Source organism: Mycobacterium sp. NGS64, assembly GCF_059812245.1.
This window is the reverse complement of record NZ_JCALCI010000002.1, coordinates 1,138,835-1,157,442: the sequence shown is the minus strand read 5'-3', so window position 1 is coordinate 1,157,442 and position 18,608 is coordinate 1,138,835. Positions and strand designations below refer to the sequence as shown.

Here is an 18,608-nt window from a genome sequence, read left to right as displayed (position 1 = left end):
GGCTCAGCCGCGAGCACCCGCAATCACCGGCGGCTCAGGCCGCTGAGCTGGACCGCGAGCTGCCGACGCACGGCGGGGACTTGCGCGGCCAGCCGTATCCCCGAGTTGCGGATCGGGCGCAACGGGCGCGGCAGGGTGGACATCCGGGTCAGCCGTCCGGTCAGTGTCAGCACCTGCTCGGCCCATCGCCGCTGGGTGGTGACGTAGGCGTCCAAGGCCGTGTCGGGGCCGCCGCCCAGCACCTCGGTGAGCGCCCCGGCCAGTGCGATGGCGTCGGTGATACCCAGGTTCATGCCCTGGCCCCCAGCGGGGCTGTGCACGTGGGCGGCGTCGCCGGCCAGCAACACGCGGCCGGCCCGGTAGGTGTCGGCAACTCGGTGGTGGATGTGGAACCGCGTCCCCCACAGCAGCTCGGTGACCACCAACTCGCCGGGTCCGAAGGTGCGGGAATCGAGCAGCGCCTGCACGAATTCGACCGACGGCGTCTTCGGTGCGTCCGCGGCCGGCGCGACGATGCGGAAGATGCCGGCGGGCAGCGGCGCCACCACCGTCAGGCCTTCCTTGGCGTAGAACAGGATCACCTCGTCGCGGGGCGCCGGGCCGGCCAGCCGGACGTCGGCCAGCGTGAAGGACTCGGCGAATTCACTTCCGGCGAATCCGATTCCGGCCTGTTCACGCACCGTGCTGTGCATCCCGTCGGCCCCGACGACGTAGCCGGCCCGGATGGTGTCGCCGTCGTCGAAGACGGCGGTGACGCCGTTCGCGTCGGGGGTGAGGCGGCTCAGGGTCTTCGGCCGGATCACCCGGCCGCCCAGTTCGTGCAGCCGCTCCAGCAGCAGGCGTTCGGTGTCGGCCTGGGAGAGCATCAAGCTGTACGGATATTTCGTCGGTAGCGCGCTGAAGTCGACCGGGATCAGGATCCGTCGGCCCGCGCGCATGGTGAATCGCGGCGCGATCAGGCCCGCCTTGACCATCCGCCGGGCCACGTCGAGATCTTCGAGCACCTCGAGCGTGCGGGCGTTCACGACGGCCGCACGGGTGGTGTTCTGGCCCTCGGCCAACGCGTCCACGACGACGGCGCGGACCCCCTTGGCGGTCAGGGAAGCGCCCAATGCCAGGCCGGTCGGTCCGGCGCCTACCACCAGGACGTCGGTGTCGTTCATGGTCGGCTCCTCTCATTTCGTTAGTCAACGCTTGTTGGCATAACTCCATGCTGGCGCGCCGGATGTAGTGTGTCAACACTTGTTGGCCTACAATTGTTGACATGCGGAGATCCTCGGAGCAGACCAAGGCCGCGATCCTGGCGGCCGCCCGCGAGCGCTTCGGCGCGTCCGGTTTTCAGGCGGCCACCATTCGGGCGATCGCCGCGGACGCCGGGGTGGATCCCGCGATGGTGATGCGCTACTACGGCAGCAAGGACAAGCTGTTCGCCGCGGCGGCGGACTTCGACCTCAGGTTCCCGGAGTTCGCGGAAGGCGAGCGCTCGCAGGTCGGGCGGTCGGTGGTCCGTCACTTCCTCGAACGGTGGGAGGGTGACGAGGCGCTGGTCATCCTGCTACGGTCCAGCGCCACCAATGGCGAAGCGGCGCAACGCATGCAGGAGATTTTCGGGACCCAGCTGCAGCCGCTGGTCGCCACCTTGGTGCCGGCCGGGGAATCCGGGGTGCGGGCGGGCCTGATCGCCACCCAGATCTTGGGTATGGCGTTGTGTCGCTTCGTATTACGCCTGCCGCCGGTCGTCGCGATGTCGCGCGACGAGATCGTCGACTGGCTCGGGCCGACGATCCAGCGGTATCTCTCCGAGGCGGCTGGCGGGTAGGCCGATGTTGCGGTAGCGGCGCAGCCGCGCGGACAGCCGCTCGGCGGACGGTATTTCGCGCAGCGTGCATACTTCGGCGGCGATGGCGCGGGACAGCCGTTGGGAAAATTCGGCCGGCTCGTCCGCGGCGTCGGGATGCTCGGGGACGATGGCGTCGACAATTCCGGACTCCAAAAGATCAACTGACCGAATGCCTTGGGCCCCAGCGAGTTCCGGGGCGTGGACGGTGTCACGGTACACGATCGCGCTGGCGCCCTCCGGCGGCAGGGGTGCCAGCCAGCCGTGCAGCGCGGCCAGCACCCGGTCGGCGGGGACCATCGCCAGCGCCGGTCCGCCGCTGCCCTGGCCCAGAAGCACCGACACCGTGGGCGTCTCCAGCGTGACGAGCTCGGCCAGGCACTGGGCGATCTGGCCGGCCAGGCCGCCCTCCTCGGCCTCGGCCGACAACGCCGGTCCGGCCGCGTCGATGAGCAGCACCAGCGGCAGTCGCAGTTCGGCAGCCAGCGCCATGCCGCGCCGGGCCTCGCGCAGCGACGCGGGTCCGACGAGCCCGCCGCTGATTCGCTGCTGGCCCAGCACCACCGCGGGCTGGCCGTTGAAGCGGGCCAGCGCCAGCAGGGTGGTCGCAGCTTCGCCGCGGCCGGTGCCGGACAGCAGCACGCAGTCGGTGGCGCCGTGGCGCAGCAGGTGTCCGACGCCCGGCCGGTCCGGCCGTCGCGAGGCCGCGACGGAGTCCCAGGCGGGCACGTCGGGCGTCGGTTCCGATGGCGCCGCCCCGGGCGGCGCGTCGGGCGGATCGGCGATCACCCGCAGGGCGCGATCCAGCATCGGGCGCAGCTCCTCGAGCGCGACCACGCCGTCGATCACCCCGTGCCGCTGCAGGTTCTCCGCGGTTTGGACGCCGGCCGGGAACGGCTCGCCGTAGAGCAGCTGGTAGACGCGGGGGCCGAGGAAGCCGATCAGGGCGCCGGGCTCGGCGACCGTGATGTGGCCCAGCGAGCCCCAGGAGGCGAACACCCCGCCGGTGGTCGGGTGGCGCAGGTAGACCAGGTAGGGCAGGTGTTCCCGCTTGTGCAGCGTGACGGCCGCGGCGATCTTCACCATTTGCAGGAACGCGACCGTGCCCTCCTGCATGCGGGTGCCGCCGGAGCTCGGGGAGGCCAGCAGCGGCAGCCGCTCGGCGGTGGCGCGTTCCACCGCGGCGGTGATCCGTTCGGCCGCGGCGACGCCGATCGAGCCGCCGAGGAAGTCGAACTCGCACACCACAAGAGCGACGCGGCGCCCGAATATGCGGCCCTCGCCGGTCAGCACCGCCTCGTCCCGGCCGGTGGCGGCGCGGGCGTCGGCGAGCTCGCGCGCATAGGACTCGGACACCGGCACGGCCATCGGATCGCTGTCCCAGCTCACGTAGGAGCCCTCGTCGAGCACGGCATCCCGCAGTTGTTCGGTCGTGATACGAGTCACCAGACGAGGCTATATAGGCTGGGTGAATGATCGGCGTCACCCAGACCGAAGCCGTTATGACCATCGAGCTGCAGCGTCCCGAGCGCCGCAATGCCCTGAATTCCCAGCTCGTCGACGAGTTGCGGGAGTCCATCCAGAAGGCGGGCGACGACGGGTCGACGCGCGTGATCGTGCTGACCGGCCAGGGCACCGTGTTCTGCGCCGGCGCGGACCTGTCCGGCGACGTATTCGCCGCCGACTACCCCGACCGGCTCATCGAGCTGCACAAGGTCATGGACGCGGTTCCCGTACCGGTGATCGGGGCGATCAACGGCCCCGCCATCGGCGCAGGCCTGCAGCTGGCCATGCGATGCGATCTGCGGGTCGCCACACCGGACGCGTTCTTCCAGTTTCCGACCTCGAAATACGGCTTGGCCCTTGACAACTGGAGCATTCGCCGGTTGTCTTCGCTGGTCGGGCACGGACGGGCCCGGGCGATGCTGCTCACCGCGGAGAAGCTCACCGCCGAGGAGGCGCTGCAAACCGGGATGGTCAACCGCATCGGGACGCTGGCCGACGCCCAGGCCTGGGCCGAGGAGGTCGCGGGTCTGGCGCCGCTGGCAATACAGCACGCCAAGCGGGTGCTCAACGACGACGGCGCCTACGAAGAGCAGTGGCCGGAGCACAAGGAGCTCTTCGACAGAGCCTGGGCCAGCCAGGACGTGATCGAGGCGCAGGTCGCGCGGATCGAGAAGCGGCCACCGAAGTTCCAGGGAGCCTGACAGTCATGCCGCGGGGGGCGCTGCGACTGGCCGCCGGCACGGCCTCGCTGGCGGTCGGCAGTTGGTTGGTGCGTGCGCTGCACGGTGCGCCGGCCGCCCTCGGTGCGTCACCCGCCTCCATCCGCGCGGTGGCCGAGGGGTCGCCGCACTATTCCGACGGCGAATTCGTCAACCTCGACCCGGCGTCCATCTACAAGATGGACCGCGAGGAACTGCGCCTCATCGTGTGGGAGTTCCTGGGTAACCGCGGCGGCAGCCGTCCGCGCGCACCGATCCCGCTGGCCGCCCCGGAAATCTTCGACGGGGACGCCGCCCGGCTGGCCGTCAGCTGGTTCGGTCACTCGACGGCGTTGCTGGAGATCGACGGCTACCGCGTGCTGACCGATCCCGTGTGGAGCAATCGATGCTCGCCGTCGGACACCGTCGGACCCCAACGGCTACACCCGCCGCCGGTGCAACTGGAGGGGCTGCCCGCCGTCGACGCCGTGGTGATCAGTCACGACCACTATGACCACCTCGACATCGACACCGTCATGACGCTGGCGCACACGCAGCGGGCCCCGTTCTTCGTGCCGCTCGGGGTCGGCGCCCACCTGCGTGCGTGGGGGATTCCCGAGCACCGCATCATCGAACTCGACTGGCATCAAGGCGCCAAGCTCGACGAGCTCACGGTGATTTGCATGCCGGCGCGGCACTTTTCAGGCCGCTTCTTCGACCGCAACACCACGCTGTGGGCGTCCTGGGCCTTTCTTGGTCCCCGCCACCGCGCGTATTTCGGCGGCGACACGGGCTACACCAAGAGCTTCACGCAGATCGGGGCCGACCACGGCCCGTTCGACCTGACCCTGCTGCCGATCGGCGCCTACAACACCGCGTGGCCGGACATCCACATGAACCCCGAGGAGGCGGTCCGCGCGCACCTCGACGTCACCGACGCGGGCTCGGGCCTGCTCGTGCCCATCCACTGGGGGACCTTCCGGCTGGCCCCCCACCCGTGGGCTGAGCCCGTCGAGCGCTTGCTGGCGGCGGCGGACCCCGCCCGGGTCGAGGTGGCCGTGCCGTTGCCCGGCCAGCGCATCGATCCCGCCGCACCGCGGAGGTTCAACCCGTGGTGGCGACTGTGACCCGCTAGGGCTCGGGTTGGCGGCGCTCGTACACCGTCACGCGATCGTGTTGGCCCCACCATTGCACCGGCTGACGGGATTCGACTTCGGTCCAGTCGGTTTCGAGTATTTGGTGCATGCGATCGTCGCCGGTGGCGCCGCCCTGGCCGTCGCCGACGTAGATGACACGATTTCCCTTGTAGGCCAGCAGGATTCGAGCGCCGACGTCCTGGCCGTGGGGCGGCCACGAGAGGAACAGCGTCCGGTCGGGGTGCAGCGCGGCCGCTTCGGCGCAGTCCTTCGCGACGACTCCGACGTGCAGGACTTCGTCGTGCCAACCGTTGGTGGCCAGATCCGCGCCGGGGTTGAGGTCGTAGCAGATGACGCCGACGCCCATCTGCGCGAGCAGGTAGGCCCAGTAGCCCGTCCCTGCGAGCGGATCGACGAGGCCCCCGTGGGCGTGTTTCGCGACGAACGTCACGGTGTCGGGGTCGGGGATGGTCCAGCAGTATTTCCTGACGAGCAGCTGCCGGTTCGGCGTGCGCGCCATGCTTTCTTCCACGCTTCGGTCCAAGCGGAACTCACCGACCACGGGGTTACCCCGAAAGCTGTCGGCCTCGACGCAATCCCTGACGGCCTCCCAATAGGGATTGTCGATGTCCGAATCGTCCGTGTCGAAGACCTCTCGTGCGCTGTCTTGCAGACAAATGTTGCGCCGCATCGTGTCCGCGGGGGGTCCGGAATGTTAAATCGGATGTCGTTCCGGCGGCCATCGTCGCCAGGCTAAAGTGTGCGGCCATGACGAAACGCGCGGCGGCGGCGGCCGCGTCGCTGGCTTTGCTCGCGTTGACGGGGTGTGGGCCTGCGCGTCCGGTGTCCAGCCCGCCGCCTGCGGTGTCCGGCGCGCCGCCCAACGAGGTGTCGGGCCTGGCGATCCCTGCCGGTCGGATCGACGAGGCCGTGGCGAAGGTCGACGGCCTGGTCGGCGACCTGATGAAGAGCACCGGCATCCCAGGCATGGCCGTCGCCATCATTCATGGCGGTAAGACCATATACGCCAAGGGTTTTGGGGTAAGGGATACCAGCAAGGGCGATGCGCAGGGCAACAAGGTGGACACCGACACGGTCTTCCAATTGGCGTCGGTGTCCAAGTCGGTCGGTGCGACGGTGGTGGCGCACCAGGTCGCCGACAACGCCGTCACCTGGGACACGCCCACGGTGTCCAAGCTGCCGTGGTTCGCGCTGAGCGACCCGTATGTCACCGGCCACGTGACCATCGCCGACCTCTACTCGCACCATTCCGGGCTGCCCGACCACGCCGGTGACAAGCTGGAGGCCCTGGGCTACGACCGCCGGCAGGTGCTCGAGCGGCTGAAGTACCTGCCGCTGGCGCCCTTCCGGAACAGCTACGCCTACACGAACTTCGGGGTGACCGCGGCCGCTGAGGCTGTCGCGGCCGCGGCGGGCAAGCCGTGGGAGGACCTGTCCGCCGACGCGCTGTACCGCCCGCTGGGGATGACGGCGACGAGTTCGCGGTTCGCCGACTTCATCGCCAGGCCCGACCACGCCGTCAACCACGTCAAGGTCGGCGACAAGTGGGAGCCGCGCTTCCAGCGCGATCCGGATCAGCAGTCGCCCGCGGGCGGGGTGAGCTCCTCGGTCAACGACATGGCGCACTGGCTGATCATGTTGCTGGGCAACGGGACCTACCAGGGCCAGCGGATCACCTCGCCGGAAGCCCTGCTGCCCGCCACCACCGCGCAGGTGATCTCGTCTCCCGCGGCGACGCCGAAGGCCCGCTCCGGCTTCTACGGCTACGGATTCAACGTGTCGGTGACCTCATCGGGCCGCACCGAGTACAGCCATTCCGGCGCGTTCTCGTTGGGGGCGGCGACGAATTTCGTGGTGCTGCCATCGGAGGATGTGGGCATCATCGCGCTGACGAACGCGGCGCCCATCGGGGTGCCGGAGACGCTGACCGCCGAGTTCATGGATCTGGTTCAGTACGGCGAGGTTCGGGAAAACTGGGCCGAGCTGTACAAGCAGCTGATCGGCTGGATGAACAACCCGGAAGGATCGCTGGTCGGAAAGCAGCCCCCGCCCAACCCGGCCCCGGCGCGACCGCCGCGCGACTACGCCGGCGTCTATGCCAGCGACTACTGGGGCCCGGCCGTCGTGACCGAGCGCGATGGCGCGCTGCAGCTGTCGCTGGGGCCGAAGAATCGGACGTTCACGTTGACACACTGGGACGGCGACACCTTCACCTTCCCGGTGACGGACGAAAACGCCCCGCCGGGAACGATTTCCAAAGCTACATTTTTTGGTTCGCCGGCAACCACCGTGAACCTGGAGTACTTCGACTCCGACAAGTTGGGGACGTTCACCCGATGATCTCGGGCCTCACCGATGCCGAGGTGGCACAGCGGGTAGCCGAGGGCAAGAGCAACGCCGTCCCCGAACGCGCCACCCGCAGCGTCGCGGCCATCGTTCGGGCGAACGTCTTCACCCGCATCAATGCGATCCTCGGCGTCCTGCTGGTCATCGTGCTGGCGACGGGTTCGGTGATCAACGGGCTGTTCGGCCTGCTCATCATTGCCAACAGCGTCATCGGCATGGTGCAGGAGATCCGGGCCAAACAGACGCTGGACAAGCTCGCCATCGTCGGGCAGGCGAAACCGTTGGTGCGCAGGCAATCCGGTACCACCACGCTGATGCCGGGTGAGGTCGTGCTCGACGACATCATCGAGCTCGGCCCCGGCGACCAGGTCGTCGTCGACGGCGAGGTCGTGGAGGAGGAGAACCTCGAGGTCGACGAATCGCTGCTGACCGGTGAGGCCGACCCGATCACCAAGGCCCCGGGGGACGCGGTGATGTCCGGCAGCTTCGTCGTCACCGGCTTCGGCGCGTACCGCGCCACCAAGGTCGGCCCGGAGGCCTACGCCGCCAAGCTCGCCGAGGAGGCCAGCAAGTTCAGCCTGGTGAAATCCGAACTGCGCAACGGGATCAACCGGATCCTGCAGTTCGTCACCTATTTGCTGGTGCCGGCCGGTCTGCTGACCATCTACACCCAGTTCTTCACCACGCACGCCGGGTGGCGGCCATCGGTGCTGCGGACCGTGGGCGCGCTGGTGCCCATGGTGCCCGAGGGCCTGGTTCTGCTGACGTCGGTCGCGTTCGCGGTTGGGGTCATTCGGCTCGGCCAACGCCAATGCCTGGTGCAGGAACTGCCCGCGATCGAGGGACTGGCGCGCGTCGACGTGGTGTGCGCCGACAAGACCGGCACCCTGACCGAAAGCGGCATGCGGGTTTCCCAGGTCGTGCAGGTCGCGCCGTCCGAACCAGTCGGCGACGCGCTGGCCTCGCTGGCCGCGGCCGACCCGCGCCCCAACGCAAGCATGCGGGCGATCGCCGAAACCTATGACCGGCCCCCGGGGTGGATCCCCACTGCGACAGCGCCTTTCAAATCGGCCACCAAATGGAGTGGGGTGTCCTTCGGCGACCGCGGCGACTGGGTGATCGGCGCGCCCGACGTGCTGCTGGATCCGGCTTCGGAGGCCGCCGAACGGGCAGAGGGCATCGGGGCCCAAGGGCTGCGGGTGCTGCTGTTGGGTCGAGCCGAGATGGCCGTCGACTACCCCGACGCGCCGGGACGGGTCACGCCGGTCGCGCTGGTGGTGCTCGAACAAAGGGTGCGCCCCGACGCCCGCGACACCCTGGAGTACTTCGCGGCCCAGGATGTTTCGGTCAAGGTGATCTCGGGCGACAACGCGGTGTCGGTCGGGGCCGTCGCCGGCAAGCTCGGGCTGCACGGCGACACGATGGATGCGCGTCAACTACCTACGGACCCGGCCGAATTGGCCGACGCGCTGGATAGCTATACCACGTTCGGGCGGGTGCGGCCGGATCAGAAGCGGGCCATCGTGCAGGCGCTGCAATCGCACGGCCACAGCGTGGCGATGACCGGCGACGGCGTCAACGACGTGCTGGCGCTTAAGGACGCCGACATAGGCGTCGCGATGGGCGCCGGCAGCCCGGCGTCGCGGGCGGTCGCGCAGATCGTCTTGCTGGACAACAGGTTTGCCACGTTGCCGTATGTCGTGGGGGAGGGCCGGCGGGTGATCGGCAACATCGAGCGGGTCGCCAACCTGTTCTTGACCAAGACGGTGTACTCGGTGCTGCTGGCACTGTTCGTGGGCATCGAGTGCCTGCTCGCCAAGCCGCTCAAGGCCGACCCGTTGCTGTACCCCTTTCAGCCGATCCACGTCACCATCGCGGCGTGGTTCACCATCGGCATCCCGTCGTTCATCCTGTCGCTGGCACCCAACAACGAACGCGCGTACCCGGGCTTCGTGCGCCGGGTGGTGTCGTCGGCGCTGCCGTCGGGACTTCTCGTCGGCGCGGCGACGTTCGCCTCCTACCTGGTCGCCTACCACGGGCGTCATGCCACGTTCCGCCAGCAGGAGCAGGCGTCGACGGCCGCGCTGATCACGCTGCTGGTGACCGCGCTGTGGGTCCTCGCGGTGGCGGCGCGGCCCTACCAGTGGTGGCGGGTGGCACTGGTCGCGTTCTCCGGCGTGGCGTACGTGGTGATCTTCAGCCTCCCGCTGGCGCAGGAGAAGTTCCTGCTCGACCCGTCGAACGCGGTGGTGACCTCGACCGCGCTCGGCATCGGCGCGCTGGGCGCCGCGGCGATCGAGGCGGCGTGGTGGATCCGGGCCCGGATGTTGGGGGTGCGGCCGCGGCTGTGGCGGGAGCCGGTGACGGCCGCCAAGTAAAATTCCGGGCGAATCCTCGGGGAAGGGGAGCGAGATGGGATTCCTGGACAAGGCGAAGGACCTGTTGGCGCAGAACGCCGACAAGGTCGAGATGGCGATCGACAAGGCCGGCGAATTCGTCGACGACAAGACGCAAGGCAAGTACTCCGACACCATCCACAAGGTGCAGGAAGAGGCGAAGAAGGCCGCCGATTCCGCTGCCACCGGCGACCAGAACTAGAGCACATGGCGAAACTCTCCGGATCGATCGACGTGCCGCTGCCGCCCGAGGTGGCCTGGAAGCACGCCTCCGACCTGTCCCGGTACAAGGAATGGCTGACCATCCACCGGGTGTGGCGCAGCACGCTGCCCGACAACATCGAAAAGGGGACGGTCGTCGAGTCGATCGTCGAGGTCAAGGGCATGTACAACCGGATCAAGTGGACGGTCGTGCGCTACAAGCCGCCGGAAGGCATGACGCTGAACGGCGACGGCGTCGGAGGCGTCAAGGTGAAGCTGATGGCCAAGGTGCGGCCCGCGGACGAGGGCTCCACCGTCGGCTTCGACGTGCACCTCGGCGGTCCCGCGCTGTTCGGACCGATCGGCATGATCGTGGCCGCCGCGCTGCGCAGCGACATCAACCAATCGCTGCGGAACTTCGTCAGGGTGTTCACCGCCGCCGACCCGCACACCAACGGCGACGGCGGCGTCCGCCGGTGACCGCGCGATGAGTTTTCTTCTCGGCGGTAGTCGATAGGTGTGAACCCCGAGCACGGGGCCAAGACACCTCAGGAGGAGATCATCGTGCCCATCCGTGACGGCGCGCCGCTGGGCGCTCCCTGCTGGATCGACCTGACCACGTCGGACCTGGACCGCGCCCAGGACTTCTACGGCACGGTGTTCGGCTGGACGTTCGAGTCCGCCGGACCCGAGTACGGCGGATACGTCAACGCCGCGAAGGACGGCCACCCCGTCGCCGGCCTGATGGCCAACAATCCCGAGTTCGGGTCGCCGGACCAATGGGCCACCTACTTCCACACCGGCGACATCAACGCGACCGTTTCCGCGATAACCGCGGCGGGCGGCACGCTGTGCATGGGACCCCATGAGGTGCCGGCCAAGGGCCACATGGGTGTGGCGACCGACCCGTCGGGGGCCTTCTTCGGGCTGTGGCAACCGCTCGAGCACCGCGGCTTCGAGGTTATCGGGGAGGCCGGCTCCCCCGTGTGGCACCAGCTGACCACGCGCGACTTCCGCGCCGCGCTCGACTTCTACCACGAGGTGTTCGGATGGCGCACTGAGCAGGTATCCGACACGGACGAATTCCGCTACGCCACAGCATCCTTCGACGGTCAGCAATTGCTCGGCGTGATGGACGGCACCAGCTGCCTGCCCGAGGGCGTTCCGTCGAATTGGACCGTTTTCCTCGGCGCCGAGGATGTCGACAAGACGCTGGCGGTGATCACCGACAATGGCGGCGCCGTGGTGCAGGCGGCCGAGGACACCCCGTACGGGCGATTGGCCGCGGCGACCGATCCGACCGGCGTCATCTTCAATCTGTCGTCGCTGCAGAGCTAGCGGGCGTTAATCACACCGGCGCAGCGGCGGGTCGGCTACTCTCCCAACCATGACTCGCCGCCTGCGTCCCGGTTGGCTGGTCGCGCTTTTCGCGTTGCTCATCTCGGCCAGCGCCTGGATGCCGTGGCTGACGACGGCGGCGGGCGGCGGGGGCTGGGCCAACGCCATCGGCGGGACGCACGGCAACTTGATACTGCCGAGGGGCTTCGGCGCGGGGCAGCTCATCGTGTTGCTGTCCTCGACGCTGCTGGTGGCGGGGGCGATGGTGGGCCGAGGCCTGTCGGTGAAGGCCGCTTCGGTTGCGGCGCTGGTCATTTCGTTGCTGATCGTCGGGCTGACGGTGTGGTACTACAAGCTCAACGTCAACCCGCCGGTATCGGCGGAATACGGTCTTTACGTCGGCGCCGTCGCCGCGGCCTTCGCGGTGGCCTGTTCGCTCATGGCGGTGATCACGGCGCTGGCTTCGAGCCGGTGACGTTCAGCCCGACGGGAACTCGTGCGTGCCCGAGGCGGCGCTGCCCTCGGGCTCGTTGACGCCGAACACGAAGGGCGCGAACACGATTTCACGCCCGTCGGGGTCGCGATAGGTGACCGCGCCAGTGGCCTCCCAGTACGGGTGCTGCTGCACGGGCGCCAGGCCTGCAGCCTGAAGCCGCGCGATCGCGGCCTGCTGCGCCTCCCGGTCGGGGAAGTACAGGCACAGCTGCTCGTGGGGGTCGACGGCGACGGGCTCGGCCGACTCGACGATCTCCAGCGTCAGGTTCCAGCTGGGCAGGCCGAAGATCGCGCCGTTGCTGCCGTAGCTGGCCTCGAACGTCTCGTAGAGCGGCAGCCCCACCAGCTCACGGTAAAACCGCACTGTCTCTTCGAAGTTCGACGAGCGCCGGGCGAAGCGGAGGCCGCCGAGCGGCGCCAACTGCGGGGGCCAGTGCGTGTGCCGGCGGCGGGATCCGTGGGACATCGTCACAGCCCCACCGCGCTTGCCGCCGAATCCGCGGTATGCCAGCGCCGCAGCTGATCACCGGGCGCCCACGTCGAATGCGTGCCGCTGGAAATGCGTTCGGGGAGTTGGAGTTTGCACACCGGGCCGTCGCCGATGCGGGCGGCGTCGAAGACCACGCAGTAGGAGGCGTCGGCATTCATGTCGGTGGTCAGTGTCACCAGGTAGCCGTCGTCCTCACCGGTCGAACCGACCCGCGGCGCCATCGCGGTCTCGCTTCCGTAGACACCGTCGCCGAAGGAGATGCCCTCTTGCTCCCCGGTGAGCACGTCGTGTTTGACCAGGCCGTCGAACAGGAACCGGCCCGGTTTGCCGGTGGCGGCGTAGGTGTACCGGTAGGCGCTCGTGGCGTGGTCGGGGTTGATCGTCCCGAACTCGGTGATCGATTCCGACAGCTGCTCTTCGATGACCGCGCCGGTTTTCAGGTTGAAGCGCCACCGGTGCAGCCGGGCCTGCAACCGATCCAGAGCCAGGAACCGAAAGAGCTTCTCCCACTTGGTTCCCCCGGTGTCGAGCGGTTGGGGATCGCCCTCGAAGAAGCCGTCGAGCACGATCTCGTCGCCGTCCTCGTAGGCGTTGACGAAGTGCAGCACGAAGGTCGGGTCCGCCTCGAACCATCGAATGTCGCCCGTCGAGCCCCGGCGGGGGAGCACAGCGAAGCGCGACGGGATGTCCGGGTAGAAGCGCGGCAGGTGCACGTCGTGCTCGAGCAGGCGCGGATCCCAGAACAACGGGAAATCGTTGAGTATCACGTAGTTTTCGGTGAACGCCATGTCGTGCGGGAGGCGCGGTCCCGGCAGCGGGATGTCGACGTAGTGGACCAGTTCGTCGCTCTGGTCGACCACGCCGTAACGCATGTACGGCTCCTGCTTGCTGTAGTTGAAGAACAGCAGTTCGCCGGTCTTGCTGTCGACCTTGGGATGCGCCGACACGCCCCAGTCAGTGGGGAAGCGGCCGTTCCAGGTCTCCTTGCCGATCGTGTTGGCCGAGTACGGGTCGACCCGGTACAGGTCGCCGCACTGATAAAAACTGGTCAGCGCGATTCCCCGGTGCACGATCACGTCGGTGCTCGACGCGTCCTTCATCCGGGTGCGAGCACCCCAGCCGTCCTCCCGCTTGGTCAGTTGCACGGCCTCGGCTAAACCCGGCCACAGCGGCTCGCCGGCCTCGTTCTCCGCGAGGAAGCCGTCCGTGCGAATAAAACGGTTGCGGTAGAAGGCTTTTCCATCCCGGAAGCCGACCACGTGCAGCATGCCGTCGCCGTCGAACGGGTGGTAGGTCTTCAGCGCCGGGTGCAGCGGATTCTCGGTGTTGCGCAGGTAGACGCCGTCCAGGTCGCGCGGAATTTCCCCCTCCACGGCCGTCAGGTCGTCGGCGTCCCACTCCGTCGTCTGCGGCCGCCAGGGGCCGGTCCGGTAGGGGTGGTCGTCGTCTTCGGGCAGGGTGGACAGGTACTTGCCGACGATCTCGACATCCATGGTCATGATCCCTCGGTTGCGCTCACGACGAAGCTGACGGTGGTGGCGGTGCTGCCGCCGAAGTTCAGGGTGCCGAAGGTCTTCGCGTCCTCGACCTGATAGTCGCCGGCCGCGCCGCTGACCTGTCTGGCCGCGTCGAGCAGCATCCGAACGCCGGACGCACCGACGGGGTGGCCGCCGCCGATCAGTCCGCCGCTGGGGTTGATGGGCAGCCGGCCGCCGATCTCGATCTCGCCGTTTTCGATGGCCTTCCAGGATTCGCCCGGTCCGGTGAGCCCAATGTGGTCGATGGCCAGGTACTCGCTGGGCGTGAAGCAGTCGTGCACCTCGAACCCGTCGAGGTCGTCGAGCGTCACGCGGGCCCGGCGCAGGGCGTCGAGGACCGCCGCCCGCACATGGGGAACCACATAAGGGTCGTCTACGGCGCGGTCGAGCTTCTGCCGCAGACCCAGCCCGACGGTGCGGTGTCCCCACCCGTCGATGCGGCCGATCGGGCGTGCGTCCGGGTGGTCGCGCAGGTATGCGTCGTTGACCAAGACCACTCCCGCGCCGCCGTCGGTCATCTGGCTGCAGTCGAACCGGCGCAACCGGCCCTCGGTGATCGGGTTGGTCGCGTCGTCGTCGGGGATCGGGTCGGGCACCGTCCAGCCGCGCGTTTGGGCGTTGGGGTTGCGCCGCGCGTTGGCGAAGTTCAGCTGCGCGATCGCCCGCAGGTACGTGTCGTCCAGGCCGTACCGCCGGTCGTACTCGTCGGCGATCTCGGCGAACATCGACGGCCACAGGTAGCGAGCGCCGGCGCCCTCGTGCCCGGTCCATGCGGCGGCGCCGAGATGCTGGGCCGCGGTGTCACCCGGCACCGTCTTCTCCAGCTCGATGCCCACCACCAGCGCGGTGTGGTAGGCGCCCGACCGCAGATCGGCCATCGCCGACAACGCGGCGACGCTGCCCGACGCGCACGCGGCCTCGTGCCGCGAGGCCGGGGTGTCCCAGAGTTCGTCGCACACCGTGGCCGGCATCGCCCCGAGGTGACCCTGGCCGGCGAACATCTCGCCGAACGCGTTCCCGACGTGCACGACGTTGATATCGGCGGCGTCGACTTTCGCCGCGGTGAGCGTTCCGTCGACGACCTCGGCGGTCAACGAGGCGAAGTCGCGGCCCTCCCTGGTGAGGTTGCGAGCGAAATCGCTTTGGTAGCCGCCCAGTATCCACACGCCCGTCGAGCCGTCCATATGCCGCACGCTACTCCTGGACGGTTCGGCCGAGTGGCCAAAAAGGGACGGCCCCGTCGGCTCTCGGGCTGAACCGACGGGACCTAGACGAACGCGAAGGCCGGCCGACGCATTCGCCTCTTTTGGAACATTGCCGCCCAGCGTGATCGACAAACAAATTGGCTCAACCTGGCAGCCGATAGTCAGAACCGGCGCTGGCCTGGGGCAATTTGGCTTTGCGCTGTTCAGGGCGCTGCGGCGTCTCGCGCGGGCTCGGTCGGCCGCTGCTGGAGGGCTTGGGCGTCGGCGCGGTCGAGGGTCGCCAGGTCGATGCCCTTGGTCTCGCGGGCGGCCAGCGCGGACACGGCGCTCACCGCCGCGGTGGCTGCCAGGTACCAGGAAATGGGCACCGAGGATTTGTAGGTCTCGAGCAGGCGCACGGCGATGATCGGTGCCAGCGAACCGGCGACGATCGAGGTGACCTGGTAGCCGAGCGACACCCCCGAGTAGCGCATCCGGGTCGGGAACATCTCCGCCATGGCCGCCGGCTGGACGGCGTACATGACGCCGTGGAACACCAGACCGATGATGACGGCCGCCAGGATGATCGCGTTGCGGCGGGTGTCCATCATCGGGAAGGCGAAGAATCCCCAGGTGCACGCGCAGACCGCGCCCACGAAATAGATTGGGCGCCTGCCGAATCGGTCGCTGAGGCTTCCGGCCAGCGGGATGACCATGAAGTGCACGGCGTGCGCGATCAGCAGCCACGACAGGATCGCCTTGGTGTTGGTGTGCACGTGGACTTTGAGGTAGGTGATGGTGAAGGTGACGACGAGGTAGTACATGGTGTTCTCACCGAAGCGCAGGCCCATGGCGGTGAAAACGCCGCGCGGGTAACGCCTTAAGACCTCGATAGCGCCCAACTGCCTGGCCTTGGTGCGGTCGACCTCCCGTTGCGCCTCAAGAAAGATGGGCGCGTCGGTCACCTTCGTGCGGATGTAGTAGCCGATCAGCACGACGACCGCGGACAACCAGAACGCGACGCGCCAGCCCCAGCTCAAAAACGCCGCGTCAGACAGCGTCCAGGTGAGACAAAGCAGCACGATGGTGGCCAGCATGTTGCCGCCGGGCACGGCCGCCTGGGGCCAGCTCGCCCAGAAGCCGCGGCTCTCCTTCGGGCTGTGCTCGGCGACGAGCAGGACGGCGCCGCCCCATTCGCCGCCGACGGCGAAGCCCTGGAGGAAGCGCAGCACCACCAACAGGGTGGGCGCCCAATAACCGACCTGGGCGAAGGTCGGCAGGCAGCCCATCAGCACGGTCACGGCGCCCACCAGCAGCAGGCTGAACTGCAGCAGCTTCTTGCGGCCGTACCGATCGCCCAGTTGGCCGAAGACGAGGCCGCCGAGCGGGCGGGCGGCGAAGCCGACGGCGTAGGTCACAAAGGAGGCGAGGATCGCGTCGAGCTCGTTGCCGCCGCGCGGAAAGAACACCTTGCTGAACACCAGCGTGGCCGCGGTCCCGTAGAGGAAGAATTCGTACCATTCGACGACGGTGCCGGCCATCGACGCGGCGACCACGCGGCGAAGAAAGGTCCGGCTCTGGAATGGGTCCTGCTGCAACTGATTAGGGACACTCACCGGATGTCCTCCTAGGTGGACCGCCCGCGAGGGCGCCGACCGCGTGGGCTGGCGGAAGGGAGCGTACCCGGCCCGGGTTACGGATCCCATACGGCGAGCAGACGCAGAATCGCACGCACGCGGCTCGTACAGTGCGATTCTGCGTCTGCTCGGCAGAAAGCGCTGCGCCGGAGAAACCGGTGAGTTGCGACACGGTCACGGATGCATACCTATCCGCTGATCGCTGGTCACATTAGCCCCGTGAATCACTATCGTCACATGAGCCAGCTGCGGACGTCAATTGCGACGGCCCGCTCCCGGGAAAGGTGTGACATTGACGGCGATTCCCCGGATCGTGTCGTTATCGATGGCGTCGGCGACCGCCCTCGGTTTCTTCGTCGTGGTCGGCCCCGCGCCGACGGCGAACGCCACTCCCTGCAGCGCGCCCGAGGCGAACGCCGACCCTCCGGCCGCGCCGCCCCCGATGCCGGCCCCCCAACCCGTCGTCCAACCGCCGACCGGACGTCGGCCGACTCACGCGAACGACCAGGCGCCGTTGCCCAAGCTGGGTCCGCTGATCTCCTCGTTGCTCAAGCCGGGAACGACGGGCGGCCAGCGCTACTCCGCGCCGATACAGCCCCAGGCCGGCGTCGTTCCGCCGCCCGGGCCCAACCCGCCCGCGCCGGGCTTCCCGCAAGTGCCGAACGCGGCCCCGGTCCAGCCGCAGCCGGCCCCACAGCCGGCGGCGCAGCCGGCGCCCCCGCCCCCGGCCAATATCGCGGGGGCACCGACGTCGCTGGTCGACTGGGTGACCGGACCAAACGGCCCGAACAAGACCCTCGAGCGATTTAGCATCTCGGGGACCGACCTCGGGATCATGTGGGACAACGGCGACCCCGTCAACCGCCAGGTGCTCATGGCCTTCGGTGACACGTTCGGCTATTGCAAGGTCCGCGGCCAGCAATGGCGATACAACACGCTGTTCCGCAGTTCGGACCGCGACCTGTCGCACGGAATCCACATCGCCGACGGGGTGCCCAACGATAGGTATTCCGGCTCACCGGTGTGGGCGTCCAATCTTTCCAAGCAGGTCGTCAACACCATCCACAAGGCGCCGCACGAAACCGGCATCATCCCGACCACCGCCATGTCCCTGGGGCGAACCCAGTACATGAGCTACATGTCCATCCGGCAGTGGGGCCGGGACGGGGAATGGCAGACGAACTACTCCGCGATCGCGAGATCCGTTGACAACGGCCAGAACTGGGGGATCTTTCCCAGCAGCATTCGCACCGCCTCGGCGGACGCCATCCCCGGGGTCCCCTTCACGCCGGGCAATGAGAATTTCCAAATGGGCGCGTTCATGAAGGGGAACGACGGTTACATCTACCAGTTCGGCACCCCGTCGGGGCGCGGCGGCGCGGCGTTTTTGTCGCGGGTTCCCCCGAACTATCTGCCCGACCTGAGCAAGTACCAGTACTGGAACGGCGACAACGGCGGACATTGGGTCGCCGCCAATCCCGGGGCGGCGACGCCGCTGTGGCCCGGGCCGGTCGGGGAGATGTCGGCGCAGTACAACAGCTACCTCAAGCAGTACCTGGTGCTCTACACCAACGGTGGTAGTAACGACGTCGTGGCGCGGACCGCGCCGACGCCGACCGGACCGTGGAGCGGGGAGCAACCGCTGGTGTCGTCCTTCCAGATGCCCGGCGGCATCTACGCGCCGATGATCCATCCGTGGTCGTCGGGCCGGGATCTCTACTTCAACCTGTCGCTGTGGTCGGCATACGACGTGATGCTGATGCACACTGTTCTGCCATAGTGGCG

General features: G+C 68.3%; 16 protein-coding genes and 1 pseudogene. 10 read left to right on the top strand and 7 right to left on the bottom strand.

Features of this window, described 5'->3' with window-relative positions; genetic code table 11:
• Nucleotides 1-23: 23 nt before the first annotated feature.
• Nucleotides 24-1,163 carry an FAD-dependent monooxygenase gene (locus AC5Y4S_RS13755; protein WP_500033259.1) on the bottom strand — a complete coding sequence of 380 codons (1,140 nt, stop codon included), beginning with the start codon at nt 1,161-1,163 and terminating at the stop codon, nt 24-26.
• A gap of 101 nt (nt 1,164-1,264) precedes the next feature.
• Between AC5Y4S_RS13755 and AC5Y4S_RS13750 the strand changes: the two genes are divergently transcribed.
• On the top strand, nt 1,265-1,819 hold the full coding sequence (locus tag AC5Y4S_RS13750) for a TetR/AcrR family transcriptional regulator (protein WP_500033258.1): 555 nt from the start codon (nt 1,265-1,267) through the stop codon (nt 1,817-1,819).
• On the opposite strand, the pseudogene AC5Y4S_RS13745 reads toward AC5Y4S_RS13750, so the two are convergent.
• A pseudogene (locus AC5Y4S_RS13745) lies at nt 1,814-3,283 on the bottom strand (carboxyl transferase domain-containing protein); the annotation flags it as partial. The gene AC5Y4S_RS13750 and the pseudogene AC5Y4S_RS13745 sit on opposite strands and share 6 nt — an antisense overlap.
• A gap of 26 nt (nt 3,284-3,309) precedes the next feature.
• Between AC5Y4S_RS13745 and AC5Y4S_RS13740 the strand changes: the two are divergent.
• Together AC5Y4S_RS13740 and AC5Y4S_RS13735 are read left to right on the top strand one after the other, a co-directional pair.
• Complete coding sequence (locus AC5Y4S_RS13740) at nt 3,310-4,044, top strand: enoyl-CoA hydratase (protein ID WP_500033257.1); 735 nt, start codon at nt 3,310-3,312, stop codon at nt 4,042-4,044.
• 5 nt (nt 4,045-4,049) lie between these two features.
• Nucleotides 4,050-5,168, top strand: a complete 1,119-nt coding sequence (locus tag AC5Y4S_RS13735; protein WP_500033256.1) for an MBL fold metallo-hydrolase — start codon at nt 4,050-4,052, stop codon at nt 5,166-5,168.
• 4 nt (nt 5,169-5,172) lie between these two features.
• Here the strand turns inward: AC5Y4S_RS13735 and AC5Y4S_RS13730 are convergent, their stop codons facing one another.
• Nucleotides 5,173-5,868: a hypothetical protein gene (locus tag AC5Y4S_RS13730; protein ID WP_500033255.1), complete on the bottom strand. Its 696-nt coding sequence runs from the start codon at nt 5,866-5,868 to the stop codon at nt 5,173-5,175.
• Nucleotides 5,869-5,945: 77 nt separating this feature from the next.
• Here AC5Y4S_RS13730 and AC5Y4S_RS13725 point away from each other — a divergent pair, with 77 nt between their 5' ends.
• The 6 genes from AC5Y4S_RS13725 to AC5Y4S_RS13700 all read left to right on the top strand — a co-directional run bounded on the left by AC5Y4S_RS13725 (nt 5,946) and on the right by AC5Y4S_RS13700 (nt 11,954).
• Nucleotides 5,946-7,538: a serine hydrolase gene (locus tag AC5Y4S_RS13725; protein WP_500033254.1), complete on the top strand. Its 1,593-nt coding sequence runs from the start codon at nt 5,946-5,948 to the stop codon at nt 7,536-7,538.
• Entirely contained in the window at nt 7,535-9,922 is a 2,388-nt protein-coding gene (locus AC5Y4S_RS13720) for an HAD-IC family P-type ATPase (RefSeq protein ID WP_500033253.1), read from the top strand. The genes AC5Y4S_RS13725 and AC5Y4S_RS13720 overlap by 4 nt, the downstream gene beginning before the upstream one ends.
• Before the next feature lie 34 nt (nt 9,923-9,956).
• A complete protein-coding gene (locus AC5Y4S_RS13715) occupies nt 9,957-10,142 on the top strand; it encodes an antitoxin (protein WP_068138600.1) in 186 nt (61 codons plus the stop codon).
• A gap of 5 nt (nt 10,143-10,147) precedes the next feature.
• On the top strand, nt 10,148-10,621 hold the full coding sequence (locus AC5Y4S_RS13710) for a type II toxin-antitoxin system Rv0910 family toxin (protein WP_500033252.1): 474 nt from the start codon (nt 10,148-10,150) through the stop codon (nt 10,619-10,621).
• An 84-nt stretch (nt 10,622-10,705) separates the two neighbouring features.
• Nucleotides 10,706-11,479, top strand: a complete 774-nt coding sequence (locus AC5Y4S_RS13705; protein WP_500033251.1) for a VOC family protein — start codon at nt 10,706-10,708, stop codon at nt 11,477-11,479.
• 49 nt (nt 11,480-11,528) lie between these two features.
• Nucleotides 11,529-11,954, top strand: a complete 426-nt coding sequence (locus AC5Y4S_RS13700; RefSeq protein WP_500033250.1) for a hypothetical protein — start codon at nt 11,529-11,531, stop codon at nt 11,952-11,954.
• Between the two features lie 3 nt (nt 11,955-11,957).
• Here AC5Y4S_RS13700 and AC5Y4S_RS13695 read toward each other — a convergent pair whose 3' ends face one another.
• The 4 genes from AC5Y4S_RS13695 to AC5Y4S_RS13680 all read right to left on the bottom strand — a co-directional run bounded on the left by AC5Y4S_RS13695 (nt 11,958) and on the right by AC5Y4S_RS13680 (nt 16,727).
• Nucleotides 11,958-12,440, bottom strand: a complete 483-nt coding sequence (locus AC5Y4S_RS13695) for a VOC family protein (RefSeq protein ID WP_500033249.1) — start codon at nt 12,438-12,440, stop codon at nt 11,958-11,960.
• A 2-nt stretch (nt 12,441-12,442) separates the two neighbouring features.
• On the bottom strand, nt 12,443-13,957 hold the full coding sequence (locus tag AC5Y4S_RS13690; RefSeq protein ID WP_500033248.1) for a carotenoid oxygenase family protein: 1,515 nt from the start codon (nt 13,955-13,957) through the stop codon (nt 12,443-12,445).
• A 2-nt stretch (nt 13,958-13,959) separates the two neighbouring features.
• The gene (locus tag AC5Y4S_RS13685) at nt 13,960-15,186 is read right to left on the bottom strand and encodes an acetyl-CoA acetyltransferase (RefSeq protein WP_500033247.1); all 1,227 of its coding nucleotides are present in this window, start codon (nt 15,184-15,186) and stop codon (nt 13,960-13,962) included.
• A 224-nt stretch (nt 15,187-15,410) separates the two neighbouring features.
• Nucleotides 15,411-16,727 (bottom strand): MFS transporter, encoded by a 1,317-nt coding sequence (locus AC5Y4S_RS13680; protein ID WP_500033326.1) that lies wholly within the window; start codon nt 16,725-16,727, stop codon nt 15,411-15,413.
• 421 nt (nt 16,728-17,148) lie between these two features.
• Between AC5Y4S_RS13680 and AC5Y4S_RS13675 the strand changes: the two genes are divergently transcribed.
• The gene (locus AC5Y4S_RS13675; protein WP_500033325.1) at nt 17,149-18,603 is read left to right on the top strand and encodes a glycoside hydrolase family 183 protein; all 1,455 of its coding nucleotides are present in this window, start codon (nt 17,149-17,151) and stop codon (nt 18,601-18,603) included.
• Nucleotides 18,604-18,608 lie beyond the last annotated feature (5 nt).

What these genes read in the sequence shown, in the direction of transcription:
- AC5Y4S_RS13685 (WP_500033247.1), bottom strand. Translation starts at nt 15,186, where the DNA reads ATGGACGGCTCGACGGGCGTGTGGATACTGGGCGGCTACCAAAGCGAT.
- AC5Y4S_RS13680 (WP_500033326.1), bottom strand. Translation starts at nt 16,727, where the DNA reads ATGGCCGGCACCGTCGTCGAATGGTACGAATTCTTCCTCTACGGGACC.
- AC5Y4S_RS13690 (WP_500033248.1), bottom strand. Translation starts at nt 13,957, where the DNA reads ATGGATGTCGAGATCGTCGGCAAGTACCTGTCCACCCTGCCCGAAGAC.
- AC5Y4S_RS13720 (WP_500033253.1), top strand. Translation starts at nt 7,535, where the DNA reads ATGATCTCGGGCCTCACCGATGCCGAGGTGGCACAGCGGGTAGCCGAG.
- AC5Y4S_RS13740 (WP_500033257.1), top strand. Translation starts at nt 3,310, where the DNA reads ATGATCGGCGTCACCCAGACCGAAGCCGTTATGACCATCGAGCTGCAG.
- AC5Y4S_RS13695 (WP_500033249.1), bottom strand. Translation starts at nt 12,440, where the DNA reads ATGTCCCACGGATCCCGCCGCCGGCACACGCACTGGCCCCCGCAGTTG.
- AC5Y4S_RS13755 (WP_500033259.1), bottom strand. Translation starts at nt 1,163, where the DNA reads ATGAACGACACCGACGTCCTGGTGGTAGGCGCCGGACCGACCGGCCTG.
- AC5Y4S_RS13725 (WP_500033254.1), top strand. Translation starts at nt 5,946, where the DNA reads ATGACGAAACGCGCGGCGGCGGCGGCCGCGTCGCTGGCTTTGCTCGCG.
- AC5Y4S_RS13750 (WP_500033258.1), top strand. Translation starts at nt 1,265, where the DNA reads ATGCGGAGATCCTCGGAGCAGACCAAGGCCGCGATCCTGGCGGCCGCC.
- AC5Y4S_RS13710 (WP_500033252.1), top strand. Translation starts at nt 10,148, where the DNA reads ATGGCGAAACTCTCCGGATCGATCGACGTGCCGCTGCCGCCCGAGGTG.
- AC5Y4S_RS13715 (WP_068138600.1), top strand. Translation starts at nt 9,957, where the DNA reads ATGGGATTCCTGGACAAGGCGAAGGACCTGTTGGCGCAGAACGCCGAC.
- AC5Y4S_RS13675 (WP_500033325.1), top strand. Translation starts at nt 17,149, where the DNA reads ATGGCGTCGGCGACCGCCCTCGGTTTCTTCGTCGTGGTCGGCCCCGCG.
- AC5Y4S_RS13700 (WP_500033250.1), top strand. Translation starts at nt 11,529, where the DNA reads ATGACTCGCCGCCTGCGTCCCGGTTGGCTGGTCGCGCTTTTCGCGTTG.
- AC5Y4S_RS13735 (WP_500033256.1), top strand. Translation starts at nt 4,050, where the DNA reads ATGCCGCGGGGGGCGCTGCGACTGGCCGCCGGCACGGCCTCGCTGGCG.
- AC5Y4S_RS13730 (WP_500033255.1), bottom strand. Translation starts at nt 5,868, where the DNA reads ATGCGGCGCAACATTTGTCTGCAAGACAGCGCACGAGAGGTCTTCGAC.